Origin of the sequence: Brenneria tiliae, assembly GCF_023347575.1 — a bacterium.
GTDB classification, from domain to species: Bacteria; Pseudomonadota; Gammaproteobacteria; order Enterobacterales; family Enterobacteriaceae; genus Brenneria; species Brenneria corticis.
In genome coordinates, this window is the sequence record NZ_JAKPCB010000101.1 from 221,738 (window position 1) to 236,112 (window position 14,375).

Here is a 14,375-nt window from a genome sequence, read left to right on the forward strand (position 1 = left end):
CAGATGTGAGCATAAATAAGCCCGGCAGCCGATGAGCCGTCGGGCACTTATAGAGAGTTCGGGATATGTTGCAGTTCATACTCCGGCGTTTGGGGCTGGTTATCCCAACGTTTATCGGTATCACCCTACTGACTTTTGCTTTTGTGCATATGATCCCGGGCGACCCGGTGATGATTATGGCCGGGGAGCGCGGAATTTCCGCCGAGCGCCACGCACAATTAATGTCCGAAATGGGGCTGGATAAGCCGCTGTGGCAACAATACGTGAATTATATTACCGGCGTATTGCACGGCGATCTGGGCATGTCCCTCAAGAGCCGCATTCCGGTGTGGGAGGAGTTCGTCCCGCGCTTTAAGGCGACGCTGGAATTGGGCGTCTGCGCGATGATTTTTGCCGTCAGCGTGGGGATCCCCGTCGGCGTGCTGGCGGCGGTAAAACGCGGTTCAATCTTCGATCACGCCTCCGTCGGGCTGGCATTGACCGGTTATTCCATGCCCATTTTCTGGTGGGGCATGATGCTGATTATGCTGGTGTCGGTCCACCTCAATCTCACTCCGGTGTCGGGACGTATCGGCGATATGGTTTTTCTGGATGAAAGCATGCCCCTTACCGGGTTTATGCTGATCGATACCCTTTTCTGGGGCGAACCGGGCGACTTCGCCGATGCGGTGCAGCATATGATCCTGCCCGCCGTGGTGCTGGGCACCATTCCGCTGGCGGTGATCGTGCGTATGACGCGTTCCGCCATGCTGGAAGTGCTGGGCGAGGATTATATCCGCACCGCCCGCGCCAAAGGGCTGAGCCGCCTGCGGGTGATCGTGGTGCACGCGTTGCGTAACGCCATGCTGCCGGTGGTGACGGTTATCGGGCTGCAGGTCGGCACCATGCTGGCCGGCGCCATCCTGACGGAAACCATCTTCTCCTGGCCGGGGCTGGGGCGCTGGCTGATCGATGCCTTGCAGCGCCGTGATTATCCGGTGGTGCAGGGGGGCGTGCTGCTGGTGGCCACCATGATTATTCTGGTCAACCTGCTGGTGGATGTACTTTACGGCGTGGTGAATCCGCGCATCCGTCATAGGAAATAGGGGGAGGCTGAGATGACACAGGTTACTGAACCGGTCGTGGTCAATGGCGCGCCCAGGCCGATGACCCCAATCCAGGAGTTCTGGCACTATTTTAAACGCAACAAAGGGGCGGTGATCGGCATGGCCTATGTGGTGCTGATGCTGATTATCGCCGTTGGCGCGAATGTACTGGCGCCGCATGCGCCGTCCGAGCAGTTTCGCGATGCATTGCTTAATCCGCCGGTGTGGCAGGAGGGCGGAAGCTGGAAGTTTATTCTGGGCACCGACGACGTCGGCCGCGACGTGTTGTCCCGCCTGATGTACGGCGCCCGCCTGTCGCTGCTGGTGGGCTGTCTGGTGGTGCTGCTGTCGCTGATTCTGGGGGTGATTTTCGGCCTGCTGGCGGGGTATTTCGGCGGCGTGGTCGACGCTATCATCATGCGCGTCGTCGATATCATGCTGGCGCTGCCCAGCCTGCTGTTGGCGCTGGTGCTGGTGGCGGTCTTCGGGCCGTCGATCGTCAACGCCTCGCTGGCGCTGACCTTTGTCGCCCTGCCGCACTATGTGCGCCTGACCCGCGCCGCGGTGCTGGTCGAGGTGAACCGTGATTATGTGACGGCTTCAAGCGTGGCGGGCGCCGGCGCGGCGCGTCAGATGTTCGTCAATATTTTGCCAAACTGCCTGGCGCCGCTGATCGTGCAGGCATCGCTTGGCTTTTCCAACGCCATTCTCGATATGGCTGCTTTGGGTTTCCTCGGTATGGGCGCGCAGCCGCCGACGCCCGAGTGGGGCACCATGCTTTCCGACGTGTTGCAGTTCGCGCAGAGCGCCTGGTGGGTGGTGACCTTCCCCGGCCTGGCGATTTTGCTGACGGTGCTGGCGTTTAACCTGATGGGGGACGGCCTGCGTGACGCTCTCGACCCCAAACTCAAGCAGTAGCAGAGGTAGAGAGATGGCTTTACTCAATATAGAGAAACTGTCGGTTCACTTTGGCGATGAGGACGTTCCGTTTCGCGCGGTCGACCGCATCAGCTATCAGGTGGAACAAGGGCAGGTGGTGGGCATTGTCGGCGAGTCCGGCTCCGGCAAGTCGGTCAGCTCGCTGGCGATTATGGGCTTGATCGATTATCCCGGCAAAGTGATGGCCGACAAGCTGGAGTTCGACCGGCGTGATTTGACGCGCATTGCCGAGAAAGAGCGGCGTCAGCTGGTCGGGGCGGAAGTGGCGATGATTTTTCAGGACCCGATGACCAGCCTGAACCCCTGTTACACCGTGGGATTCCAGATTATGGAAGCCATCAAGGTGCATCAGGGCGGCAACCGCAAAACCCGCCGCCAGCGCGCGGTGGATCTGCTGACGCTGGTGGGCATTCCCGACCCGCAGTCCCGGCTGGACGTTTACCCGCATCAGCTTTCCGGCGGGATGAGCCAGCGGGTGATGATCGCCATGGCCATCGCCTGCCGGCCCAAGCTGCTGATTGCGGACGAACCGACCACGGCGCTGGACGTCACCATTCAGGCGCAGATTATCGAACTGCTGCTGGAGCTGCAGCAGCGCGAGAATATGGCGCTGATCCTGATCACCCACGACCTGGCGCTGGTGGCGGAAGCGGCGCAGCAGATCATCGTGATGTACGCCGGGCAGGTGGTGGAAACGGGCAAGGCGGAGGATATTTTTCGCGCGCCGCGCCATCCCTATACCCAGGCGCTGCTGCGCGCCCTGCCGGAGTTTGCGAGCGATAAAGCGCGCCTGGCGTCGCTGCCGGGCGTGGTGCCGGGGAAATATGACCGCCCCGACGGCTGTCTGCTGAACCCGCGCTGCCCCTACGCCAACGACCGCTGCCGCCGGGAAGAGCCCGAGCTGCGCGCGATACCCGGACGTCAGGTGAAATGTCACACGCCGCTGGATGATGCGGGGAGGCCAAGCGTATGAACCCGAATAACCTTACATCGCCGCCGCATTTGCTGGATGCGATCGATTTGAAAAAACATTATCCGGTGAAGAAAGGCTTCTTCGCGCCGGAGAGAATGGTCAAGGCGCTGGACGGCGTCTCCTTCACCCTGGAACGGGGGAAAACGCTGGCGGTGGTCGGGGAGTCCGGCTGCGGCAAGTCGACGCTGGGCCGCCTGCTGACGATGATCGAAATCCCTTCCGGCGGCGAACTTTACTATCAGGGTCAGGATCTGCTCAAGCCGGATCAAACGGCGGAAAAGCTGCGCCGCCAGAAGATCCAGATCGTCTTTCAGAATCCTTACGGATCGCTCAACCCGCGTAAAAAGGTCGGGCAGATCCTGGAAGAGCCGCTGCTGATCAATACCGGGCTGTCAAAAGCCGAGCGCCGTGAAAAAGCGCTGGCGATGATGGCGAAAGTGGGGTTGAAAACCGAGCATTACGACCGCTATCCGCATATGTTCTCCGGCGGGCAGCGTCAGCGCATCGCCATCGCCCGCGGCCTGATGCTGGATCCGGACGTGGTGATCGCCGACGAACCGGTTTCGGCGCTGGATGTCTCCGTGCGGGCGCAGGTGCTGAACCTGATGATGGATTTGCAGCAGGATATGGGGCTGTCTTACGTGTTTATCTCCCACGATCTGTCGGTGGTCGAGCATATCGCCGACGAAGTGATGGTGATGTACCTGGGGCGCTGCGTGGAAAAAGGCAGCAAAGAGGCCATTTTCACTAATCCGCGCCACCCCTATACCCAGGCGCTGCTGTCGGCGACGCCCCGGCTGAACCCGGATTTACGCCGCGAGCGCATCAAGCTGGTCGGCGAGCTGCCCAGTCCGCTGAACCCGCCGCCGGGCTGCGCGTTCAACGCCCGCTGCCGGCGCTGCTTCAGCACCTGCACCCAGCTTCAGCCGCAGTTGAAAACCTACGGCGAGCAGCAGGTGGCCTGCTTTGCGGTCGATCAGGACGAGCAGGGCGTTCAGCCCGAGTAATGGGTTGTCGCTGACCCGCGCCTCTGCCATCGCCGGCGAAGCCTTGGCTGCGAAAGTGAGGGAACTGGAACAGGCCCGCTGGCTTGAAGAGAACCAGGAAGCCATCAAGGCGATGAATCGCTTTGTCGCAGAAAATGGAATACCGCGTAGTAGTAAGGGATTACGTATAACCCGACCAACTGCGGGGGTTTAATATCCGCGGCGGATGTGCTGGTAGACGCCGTTGATTTTGTGACAACCGGCAGTTGACGCTAGCGGCGATGGGCCGAGCGGATAAGGTGGAACGCCTCGGCCAGCCGGGCGATGCCGGGTTCAATCCGTTCGGTTTGGATGGCGTGGAATCCCAGACGGAAATAGTTTTCCGGCGGATCGCTGTCGAGAAAATGGGCCCGGCCCGGTTCGATCAGTACCCCGGCGTGGGCGGCCCGCCACGCCAGCTGCTGCGTATCGATCGCCTCCGGGGTGCGTATCCAGAAGGCGTTGGCGGGGGCGCTGCCGGGAATGCGCGAGCATTCGGGCAGGTGGGCGTTCAGCGCATCGTTGAGAATATTCCAGCGTCTGGCGGAGTCTGCGCGGTAGCGGTGCAGATAGGTTTCGTAATAGCCCTGCGCCAGAAAATGGGCCATCTGATGCTGGATGCTGGTGGGGGGATGGCGGTAGACCAGCCGGCGCAGCGCGCGCAGCTCGTCAATCAGTTCGGCGGGCGCCACCACATAGCCCAGGCGCAGCCCCGGCGACAGCGACTTCGACAGGCTGCTGACGTAAATTACCCGGTTGTGGATGTCGCCGGCTTTCAGGGCGGCGCCGGGGTGGGGATCGAAACTGCTTTCCGAGTCGTAATCATCTTCAATAATGATCTGGTCGTGTTCACGGGCGTGTTCCAGCAGCCGCGTTTTACGGGCGTTGCTCATGCTGATCCCGGTCGGCGCCTGATGGCTGGGGGTAACGTAAAAATAGTCGCAGCCGCGGGACGCCTCGGTTAGCCGTATCCCTTCGCTGTCCAGCGCGTGCGGAATAATCTGCGCGTCCTGGAGCGAAAAGGTATTAATGGCTTCGCGGAACACCGGGTTTTCCACCCCGATGCGGGTGTTTTTATTCAGCAGCAGCCGGGCGAGCAGATAGAGCGCGTTCTGCGAGCCCATGGTGATAAGGATTTCGTCGCCGCGGGCGATGATGCCCCGTTTCGGCAGGATACGCTTACGCACCTGTTCAACCAGCGCCGTGACGTCCTGGTCGATATTATCGTACAGCCAGCCTTGGTCGTGACGGGTTCCCATCACTTTACGCGTCGTCTCCCGCCATTGCTCCAGCGGGAACAGCTGCGTATTCGGCTGGCCGTAGATAAAGGGGTAGGGATAATCCATCCACTGGCCCGGTTTCAGGATCGCCAGATAGTTGCTGGGGCAGTGATTGAACCTTTTGCTCCATTCCGGTGCTTGCGGCGCGGCGTCCGAACGGGCGCCATCATCGGCGGCATTCGGCAGGGCGTCGGTCTGGTGATAGTCCGGATGCAGGTAATAGCCGCTGCGCGGGCGGCTGATCAGGTAGCCGTCGTTAAGCAGGCTTTCGTAGACCAGCGCCACCGTATTGCGGGAAATATTCAACTGACACGAGAGCTTACGGCAGGAAGGCAGGGGTTCGTCGATGGGAAACACCCCGGCGAGAATCGAGGCGACCAGCGTTTCCCGCAGCTGTTCCTGCAGGCTTCTGGTCGGTACGAAATCGATATACAGACAGTGATCAATCATTTTCCGCTCCCCCGTTCAATAACCCATACCGGAAAGACAAGCAAATTGCATACCTGAATGGCGCAGCGGGATAAAGATAGCGGAAGGGAAACACTGCCATGGGCGCTATGGCAGTGCGGGATCGGGGAGAGTTTCGGCGCCGCGCGGTCAGTCGCGGTCGATGGCGAAGGGGGACCACGCCTGGCGCACCGGCATGATTTCGATGCGGTTGATGTTCATATGGTCGGGCAGGGTGGCGACCGCGTAGATCTGTTCGGCGATATCCTGCGCGCTAAGCGGGGTGGTGCCCCGGTACAGCTGGTCTGACGCCGCCTGGTCGCCCTTGGTTCGCACCAGCGTAAATTCGGTTTCCGCGATGCCGGGAGCCAGATCGGTGACCCTTACGCCGGTGCCTTGCAGGTCGCAGCGCAGGTTATAGCTGAACTGTTTGACGAACGCCTTCGAGGCTCCGTAGACGTGGCTGCCGGGATACGGCCACTGCCCGGCGATGGAGCCGATATTGATGATGCTGGCCCCTTTGCCGGTGGCGATCAGCGTCGGCAATAGCGCATGGGTGACATTCACCAGCCCGGTGACGTTGGTGTCGATCATGGTGTGCCAGTCCTCCAGCGGCACCTTTTGCGCCGGGTAAGGCGCCAGCGCCAGGCCGGCGTTGTTAACCAGCGTTTTTACCGCCTTAAAGTCGGCCGGCAGCGCATCGACCAGCCGTTTGACCGCCTGCGCATCCCGCACGTCCAGCGCGGAATAGTACACCGGAACCTGGCCCGACAGCTCGTCCGACAGTGCTTTCAATCGCGCTTCCCGCCGTCCGGTAAGGATTAGCGACCACCCCTTGGCGGCAAAATGGTGCGCCGCCGCGTGACCGAATCCGGATGTCGCCCCGGTGATAAACACAATATTCTGCATTGAAAACGTCCCTCTAAAGTTGGATAAAACGGTTTTGCCTACGGCGCGGGCCGATGTGATGCCCGTCCATTTTCACTTTACGGAGTGGAAAACCGCTCTCACAGGGCCAGTTGCACGGAATCTGTGGGACAAACTGGCTCAGGGTTATTCGCTATCTGGCTCTATCCCCGTCGCCGTTTTTGTCCCTAGTCTGGTTTCGACGAGATGAAGTAATTGCAGCGCGCGGCTGCGCCGCAACACGGCCGGCGTCAGCCGATGCCCGCGTAACCATGAGGATGAGAAGATGACCCTGAAAAATGAAGTCGCGTTGTCTAATGATGAAGTCCGCCGGCTGGACAGAGAGTATGTGTTTCACTCCTGGTCGGCGCAGGGCGCGCTGAACCCGCTGGTGATTGCAGGCGGAGAAGGATGCCGCCTGTGGGATTATGACGGGAATTCCTATCTGGATTTCAGCAGCCAACTGGTGAACACCAATATCGGCCATCAGCATCCGAAGGTGATTGCGGCGATCAAGGCCCAGGCCGATTCGTTGACGACCATCGCTCCGTCCACGGCCAATCTGGCCCGCGGCGAGGCGGCCAGACGTATCGTCGCCCGCGCGCCGGATAAATTCAGCAAGGTATTTTTTACCAACGCCGGGGCGGATGCCAATGAAAACGCCATCCGCATGGCGCGCCTGTTTACCGGAAAAGAGAAAATTCTCTCCGGCTACCGTTCGTATCACGGCAATACCGGCAGCGCGATTGGCGCCACCGGCGACTGGCGGCGTCTGCCCAATGAGTATTCCCGCGGCCATATCCATTTCTTCACGCCCTATCTCTATCGCAGCGAGTTTCTGGCGCAAACGGCGCAGCAGGAGTGCGCCGCGGCGCTGCATCATCTGCGGCGCATCATTGAGAGCGAGGGCCCCGACACCATTGCCGCCATTCTGCTGGAAACCATTCCGGGCACGGCGGGAATACTGGTTCCGCCCGCCGGTTATTTACCCGGCGTACGGGCGCTGGCCGACGAGTTCGGCATTATGCTGATCCTGGATGAGGTGATGGCCGGTTTCGGCCGTACGGGCGCCTGGTTTACCTTTGAGCATTACGGCGTCGAGCCGGATCTGATCACCTTCGCCAAGGGGGTGAACTCCGGTTATGTGCCGGCGGGGGGCGTGCTTATCTCCGAGCCCATCGCCCATTTCTTTGATACGCGCCTGTTCCCCGGCGGGCTGACCTATTCCGGCCATCCCCTGGCGATGGCCGCCATTGTGGCGACGCTGGACGCGATGGAGGAAGAAAACATCGTCGAAAACGCCGCGCGGATCGGCGACGGGATGCTGGCCGCCGGCCTGCGGGCGCTGGGGGAGAAATACGCCATCGTCGGCGAGGTGCGCGGTATCGGCCTGTTCCATGCGCTGGAGCTGGTGTCGGACCCCATTGCTAAAACGCCGCTGCCGGCGGCGGCGATGGGCGAATTTAAAACCCGCCTGCTGGAGAAGGGGTTGCTGGGGTTCGTCGCCGAAAACCGCCTGCACGCGGTGCCGCCCTGTATCGTGACCGAAGATGAGGTGACGCTGGCGCTGGGCATAATTGATGAGGCGCTCGCCGAGCTAAACGCGAAGTTTTCCTGATGTCGTTTTCATGCGCCATGCTCGCTTTCAGGCGCATGGCGTACTTGTTCGTCGTCCTCGCGCCAGCGGGGACCTCCTTCCGCCGGCGACGCGCTTGCGCGGCTTATCCTAAAGGCTCCTTCCGACTCAGCCCCTTTTACCCCCATTAAAACAAAATATACGTTTTTCCTATGGATATTGCGCCAAATGGAGGCAAACAGGCGGCGATTTGCACCAAATGTGTTTTACGCCGTCCCGGCTGAAAAACCGATTCCCCTGTTATTGGTAAGGTCGGCGCAAAAACAAACCTTGGCATGGAAATGGCATCTGCTTGATCAGAAACCTAACCAACTAGTCAGAAACCGCCGCTATGGGGAGCCGGAATGAGCCAACCACTGTATGCAGATGAGCCATCACTCATAACGACGACATCGGCTCCGGCCGCGGCCAGACCGGCTATCGTCGTGCGCGACGCCAATGTGATTTATCCGGCGGCCGACCGGCCGGTACAGGCGCTGAAAGAGATTAATCTGACCATTCGCCAGGGGGAGTTCGTCTCCTTTATCGGCCCTTCCGGCTGCGGTAAGACCACGCTGCTGCGGGTGATCGCCGATCTGGAGCCCATCACCTCCGGCGAAGTGCTGGTCAACGATATGACGCCCGCGGAGGCCCGGCTGGCGCGGGCCTATGGCTACGTTTTTCAGGCCCCGGTCCTGCTGCCGTGGCGCACCGTGCTGGCTAACGTGATGCTGCCGCTGCAGGTGCAAGGCGTATTGCCCGCGCGCTGCGAGGAGATCGCCCGCGAGCAGCTGGCGCGCGTCGGCCTGAGCGGATTTGAGAAAAAGTATCCATGGCAGCTTTCCGGCGGGATGCAGCAGCGCGCGTCCATCGCCCGCGCGCTGGGGTTCGAGCCGAAGATTCTGATGATGGACGAACCGTTCGGGGCGCTGGACGAACTGACCCGCGATAACCTCAACCAGCAGTTGCAGCAGCTCTGGTACAGCGAACGGCGCACCATGGCGTTCGTCACCCACTCCATTTCCGAAGCGGTTTACCTCTCCACCCGTATCGTCATTATGTCGCCGCGCCCCGGCCGCATCGTCAAAATCATTGACTCGCCCTTGCCCCATGAGCGGGATCTGTCCCTGCGCGATGCGCCGGAATTTATTCGTCTGGCTCAGGAGGTGCGTGAAGCGCTAATCGAGGGACACCATGAACATTGACGTCTTGCGTTATCGGGCGCTGCCGGTATTGACGGTGCTCGTCGCGGCGCTGCTGTTGTGGTATCTGCTGGCTATCGCGCTGAACGCGCAGGGGGCCATCGACCGCACCCTTGCCGCGGCGGGCGACTGGGGATGGCGCGATCTGCTGCGCAGCACGCTGAACATGTCGCGCCCGGTGCTGCCGACGCCGCATCAGATTGCGGCGGATATCTGGACCAGCCTGACCAAATGGCCGCCGACGTCGCCGCGCAACCTGCTGCTGCATACCTGGGTGACCGCCAGCGCCGCCCTGAGCGGATTTGTGATGGGCGTCGCGTTCGGTCTGCTGCTGGCGATTTGCATCGTGCATTCCCGCACGCTGGATAAAGCCCTGCTGCCGTGGATCGTGGCCTCGCAAACGGTGCCGGTGCTGGCCATTGCGCCGATCGTGCTGATTATTCTCGGCAGCCTGGGGATTACCGGCCTGCTGCCCAAAGCCGCCATCGCCATGTATCTCTGCTTCTTTCCGGTGACCATAGCCACCGTTCAGGGGCTGCGTTCGCCGCAGAAGCTGGAAATGGAGCTGGTGCATACCTACGCCGCCAGCCGCATCGATACCTTCTGGATGGTCCGGCTGCCCTCGGCCCTGCCTTATCTTTTCCCGGCGTTTCGGGTGGCCATCGCCAGCGGCCTGGTGGGCACCATGGTGGCGGAGCTGCCCACCGGGGCGCAGGCCGGCCTGGGCGCCCGCCTGTTGACCGGCTCTTATTACGGCAATACCGTGCAGATCTGGTCTGCGCTGGTGATGGCGTCGTTACTGGGCCTGATGCTGACCGCGCTGGTCAGCCTGACGGAATACGGCGTGATGAAACGCCGCAAAGGGGGACGGTGATGGGTAGATATGTTTCCGGCGGCGGCGGCATTGTGGCGGCGCTGATCGCCACGCTGCTGGGGCTGGGGCAACTGATCCCCGGCGGCGCGGGCGCGACGAGGGCGCTGATGGTGGAACTGCTGCTGCTGGGCGCGACCGTGCTGGCGCTTTACCCGTCGCGTTCGCCGTGGTTTCTGTCGCTGCTGATGGCGCCGGTCGTTGCGGCGGCCGCGCTGCTGATGCAGCCGGATACGCTGGAGCGGATCGACGCCGTGTACTGGCTGGCGGTGACGGCGCTGGCGATGCTGGCCTGGCATAGCGTGCAGCGGCTGGCCGCGCTCAACGGCCGCCGCCTGCCGGACGGCGCGGTTGCCGCGCTGTTCGGCGCCTGGGTGATTTACTTCTGGCAATTGCTGGTCACGGTATTCGCGGTGCCCCAGGTTTTGTTGCCCGCCCCGCTGGATATCGTGCGGGCATTGTATGAAAACGCCGGGCTGCTGGCGGGCGATTTTGTGCAGACGGTGGTGAAAGCCGTGCTGGTGGGCTATCTGCTGGGCAGCGGCATGGGCATTGCGGTGGGCATTCTGATTGACCGGCTGCCGTTTCTGCAACGCGGCCTGTTGCCTCTGGCCAACCTGACCAGCACCATCCCGCTGGTGGGCGTGGCGCCGATTGCGGTGATGTGGTTTGGGTTCGACTGGCCCTCCAAGGCGGCGGTGATCGTGCTGGTGACCTTTTTCCCGGCGCTGGTCAGCACGCTGGCGGGACTACAGGCCAGCGGCAAGCTGGAGCGCGAGCTGATGTATTGCTACGCCGCCACGCCGCGCAAGACGCTGTGGGTACTGCGTTTTCCGGCCGCATTACCCTTTATTTTCAACGCATTGAAAGTCAATGCCGCCCTGGCGCTGATTAGCGCGATCGTCGCCGAGTTTTTTGGCTCCCCCACGTCCGGGCTGGGTTTCCGTATTTCAACCGAGGCGGCGCGCATGCATATGTCCACGGTGTGGGCGGCGATCGTGGTGGCTTCCGTGGTGGGGTCGCTGTTTTACGCTCTGCTGGTGCGGTTGGAGAAGAAGGTCAATTTCTGGCACCCCTCGGTACGCGGGGAGTCGTAGTCCGTTCGTCGTTGTGTGTTCCACTTTACTCCGAGGATACTCAGATGAGAGATCGTTCCGCTTTTGGCTCCTGTCTTATCGTGGCCGCCGCCACGCTGGCGCTTTCCCTGACCACCGGCGTCCGGGCGGCCGAGAAGGTCACCCTGCAGCTTAAATGGCTGCCGCAGTCCCAGTTCGCCGGCTACTACGTGGCGCAGGCGAAAGGCTATTACCAGGAGGCCGGGCTGGACGTCACCATCAAACCCGGCGGCACCGATATCTCCCCGGTGCAGGTTATCGCCGGCAAATCGGCGGACGTGATCGTCAACTGGATGCCGGATGCGCTGGCGGCGCGCGAGTCCGGGGTGCCGCTGGTGAATATCGCCCAGATCTTCGACCGTTCCGGCATGATGCTGACCTGCCGTAAATCGACGGGGATCAAAACCCCGACGGACTTGAAAGGCAAAACGCTGGGCGTGTGGTTCGGCGGCAACGAGTATCCCTTCTTCAACTGGATGCACAAGCTGGGCTACCAGCCGGATAAGGATATCAAGGTGCTGAAGCAGGGCTTTAACGTCGATCCGCTGCTACAGAATCAGGCGGCCTGCATTTCCACCATGAACTACAACGAATATTGGCAGCTGATTGACGCGGGAATGAAGCCGGACGAACTGATCTCCTTCCCCTATGAGGATCAGGGCGTCTCCACCCTGGAGGACGGCCTCTATGTGCTGGAATCGAGCCTGAAGGATCCGGCGTTCGTCGCCAAAATGGCGAAATTCCTGAAAGCCACCTACCGGGGCTGGAACGATGCGGTGAAGAACCCGGCCGAAGCGGCGGAGATCGTGGTGAATGAGGATATGTCCGGCTCGGCGACGTTAGAGGTACAGCAACGGCAGATGGAGAACGTCGCCAAGCTGATTACCAATGCCGGCACGCCGAAAATCGGCTATCTGGAACCGGCGGCCTATCGGCGTACGGTGGAGGTGCTGCTGAGCGGCGGCGGCGCATCGGTGATCAAAAAAGACCCCGGCGACGGCGCCATGACCCACGCGGTCTGGGACGCCGCGGCGCACTAACCGCTTGCTGATCGCGGCCCGTAAATCCAGGGTTTACGGGCCGCCTGCCTTATCTTTATCCCTGCCGCGCGCCGCCGTTCAGATAGGCGCGCCAGCCCTTCAGGTGGGTGATGTCCTCCGCGTCCTTTAAGCCGTATTGTTCACAGATAAAACCGGTTTCCCAACTGCCGTCGGACAGCTGAACTTTCCCCAGTCCCAGCGGCGCGGGGATCCCGGTGAGAAAGGAGCCGAGCTCCGCGCTGGGCAGTTCCCACACCTCGACCTCAATGGCGGCGCCGCCGTCATCCACGCGCACCATGCCGGGCCGCAGCGGCGGGCCGCCCGCCAGCGCATACAGCCGATAGTGCGGCGCGCTCTGCGTCGCCTGCAGCAGTCGGCCTCCGCGGCGCAGAAGCTGCCCGTTTAACGGCTGGCCCGCAAGATGCGCGCCGCACACCACCAGCCGGGTCCGGTCGTCGCGGGCAACGCGTTGCGGCGCCGTTTCATTCGGCGTTTGCCCGCCGGCCAGCGGCAGCGACTGGCTGCGCTGCCACGCCGCGGCCAGGCTGAGCAGGTATTGGTCGGTGAAGACGCGGCCGAACAGGGTCACTCCCCAGGGCAGGCCGTTGGCCTGGAACCCGGCGGGCAGCGCCACCGCCGCGTAGTCAAGCATGTTCATAAAGTTGGTGTAGTAGCCGAGATCGGCGTTGCGTTTGACCGGTTCGGCGTGCAGTTCATCCAGCGTCACCGCGCGCGGATAGGCGGGGGTCAGGACGCACTCCACGTCGGCCATGGTGCGATCGCAAAGGGTTTTCAACGCCTGTAGCCGGTACTGGGCGCGAAAGGCATCCACGGCGCTGCGGCGGGGGGCTTCGGCGAGTACATCGCGGATCACCGGCAGCACGGCGTCCGGCCGGCGTTCGATAAGCTCGCCCGCCACGCTGTAACGCTCTGCGGTCCACGGCCCTTCATAAAGCAACTTGGCGGCTTCCAGGAACGGGGAAAAATCAATGCCGACCGGGATGCCGCCCAGCGCTTTCAGGCGTTCAACCGCGGCGGCGAATAATGCCGGGCTTTCAGGACAGCCGAGAAATTCCAGCTTATCCGGCACGCCAAAGCGGAAGCCGGGACGCGGCAGGCCGAAGGCGCCGGCGTCGTTCCACTGCGGATTGGCGCGGCTGTAGGCGTCGTCGGGATCTCGCCGGGCGGTTAGCTCCAGCAGTTGGCTGGCCTCCGCGGCGCTGGCGGTGAAGAAGGTTACGCAGTCCAGCGTGCGGCAGGCGGGAACGACGCCGGCGGTGGAAATCAGTCCCTTGCTGGCTTTCAATCCGACCAGGTTATTCAAGGCGGCGGGCACCCGCCCGCTGCCCGCGGTGTCCGTTCCCAGCGCGAAACTGGCTAAACCGAGCGCCACCGCCAGCGCCGAGCCGGCGCTGGAGCCGCCCGCCGGATAGTCGGGGCGGACGCTGTTGCGGCATTCCCCATAGGGCGAGCGGGTGCCGTTGAGGCCGGTCGCAAACTGATCCAGATTGGTTTTCCCGACGGGGATGGCGCCGAGGGCGATCAGTTGCTCAACGATAGTGGCGCTCTTTGGCGGCACATAGGCATAGGCCGGACAGGCGGCGGTGGTGGGGATGCCCGCCAGATCGATATTGTCCTTGATGGCGAAGGGAATGCCGTACAGCGGCAGGGACGCCGGGGATTGCCGTTCCAGCGCCGCCAGATAGGGTTCCTGTTCGTCGGCGCTCAGCGGATGGATGAACAGGTGGAATTCAGGGTTGAGCGCGCTTGCCGCGGCGCGCAGCCGCTGCAGCAGCGCGCGCGGCGTCAATTGGCCTTGCCGGTAGGCGTCCCGCAGCGTATCCAGGCGCAGATCGAAAGTCGGTTGCATGGTATTT

General features: G+C 62.2%; 13 protein-coding genes. 10 read left to right on the forward strand and 3 right to left on the reverse strand.

The window, feature by feature from the left end:
* Window positions 1-65: 65 nt before the first annotated feature.
* Genes dppB through MFP24_RS17960 form a run of 5 tightly spaced genes read left to right on the forward strand, consistent with a single transcriptional unit; the run spans window position 66 to window position 4,197 of the window.
* The gene (dppB, locus tag MFP24_RS17940) at window positions 66-1,085 is read left to right on the forward strand and encodes a dipeptide ABC transporter permease DppB (protein WP_249231647.1); all 1,020 of its coding nucleotides are present in this window, start codon (window positions 66-68) and stop codon (window positions 1,083-1,085) included.
* A gap of 12 nt (window positions 1,086-1,097) precedes the next feature.
* Window positions 1,098-2,003, forward strand: a complete 906-nt coding sequence (gene dppC / locus MFP24_RS17945; protein WP_249231648.1) for a dipeptide ABC transporter permease DppC — start codon at window positions 1,098-1,100, stop codon at window positions 2,001-2,003.
* A gap of 13 nt (window positions 2,004-2,016) precedes the next feature.
* A complete protein-coding gene (gene dppD / locus MFP24_RS17950) occupies window positions 2,017-2,997 on the forward strand; it encodes a dipeptide ABC transporter ATP-binding protein (protein ID WP_249231649.1) in 981 nt (326 codons plus the stop codon).
* Complete coding sequence (gene dppF, locus MFP24_RS17955) at window positions 2,994-4,004, forward strand: dipeptide ABC transporter ATP-binding subunit DppF (RefSeq protein ID WP_249231650.1); 1,011 nt, start codon at window positions 2,994-2,996, stop codon at window positions 4,002-4,004. Before dppD ends, dppF begins: the two co-directional genes overlap by 4 nt.
* Window positions 4,005-4,008: 4 nt before the next feature.
* Window positions 4,009-4,197: a type II toxin-antitoxin system CcdA family antitoxin gene (locus MFP24_RS17960; RefSeq protein WP_249231651.1), complete on the forward strand. Its 189-nt coding sequence runs from the start codon at window positions 4,009-4,011 to the stop codon at window positions 4,195-4,197.
* A 58-nt stretch (window positions 4,198-4,255) separates the two neighbouring features.
* Here MFP24_RS17960 and pdxR read toward each other — a convergent pair whose 3' ends face one another.
* Window positions 4,256-5,752: a MocR-like pyridoxine biosynthesis transcription factor PdxR gene (pdxR, locus tag MFP24_RS17965; protein WP_249231652.1), complete on the reverse strand. Its 1,497-nt coding sequence runs from the start codon at window positions 5,750-5,752 to the stop codon at window positions 4,256-4,258.
* Window positions 5,753-5,899: 147 nt separating this feature from the next.
* Window positions 5,900-6,658: an SDR family NAD(P)-dependent oxidoreductase gene (locus MFP24_RS17970; protein WP_249231653.1), complete on the reverse strand. Its 759-nt coding sequence runs from the start codon at window positions 6,656-6,658 to the stop codon at window positions 5,900-5,902.
* Window positions 6,659-6,941: 283 nt separating this feature from the next.
* Here MFP24_RS17970 and MFP24_RS17975 point away from each other — a divergent pair, with 283 nt between their 5' ends.
* The 5 genes from MFP24_RS17975 to MFP24_RS17995 all read left to right on the forward strand — a co-directional run bounded on the left by MFP24_RS17975 (window position 6,942) and on the right by MFP24_RS17995 (window position 12,498).
* A complete protein-coding gene (locus tag MFP24_RS17975; protein ID WP_249231654.1) occupies window positions 6,942-8,273 on the forward strand; it encodes an aspartate aminotransferase family protein in 1,332 nt (443 codons plus the stop codon).
* Between the two features lie 362 nt (window positions 8,274-8,635).
* Window positions 8,636-9,475 (forward strand): ABC transporter ATP-binding protein, encoded by an 840-nt coding sequence (locus MFP24_RS17980; RefSeq protein WP_249231655.1) that lies wholly within the window; start codon window positions 8,636-8,638, stop codon window positions 9,473-9,475.
* A complete protein-coding gene (locus MFP24_RS17985) occupies window positions 9,465-10,346 on the forward strand; it encodes an ABC transporter permease (RefSeq protein ID WP_249231656.1) in 882 nt (293 codons plus the stop codon). Before MFP24_RS17980 ends, MFP24_RS17985 begins: the two co-directional genes overlap by 11 nt.
* Window positions 10,346-11,440 carry an ABC transporter permease gene (locus MFP24_RS17990; RefSeq protein WP_249231657.1) on the forward strand — a complete coding sequence of 365 codons (1,095 nt, stop codon included), beginning with the start codon at window positions 10,346-10,348 and terminating at the stop codon, window positions 11,438-11,440. The genes MFP24_RS17985 and MFP24_RS17990 overlap by 1 nt, the downstream gene beginning before the upstream one ends.
* A 44-nt stretch (window positions 11,441-11,484) precedes the next feature.
* Window positions 11,485-12,498, forward strand: coding sequence for an ABC transporter substrate-binding protein (locus tag MFP24_RS17995; RefSeq protein ID WP_249231658.1), 1,014 nt, complete (start codon window positions 11,485-11,487; stop codon window positions 12,496-12,498).
* 55 nt (window positions 12,499-12,553) lie between these two features.
* On the opposite strand, the gene atzF is transcribed toward MFP24_RS17995, so the two are convergent.
* On the reverse strand, window positions 12,554-14,368 hold the full coding sequence (gene atzF / locus MFP24_RS18000; RefSeq protein ID WP_249231659.1) for an allophanate hydrolase: 1,815 nt from the start codon (window positions 14,366-14,368) through the stop codon (window positions 12,554-12,556).
* Window positions 14,369-14,375: the final 7 nt, after the last annotated feature.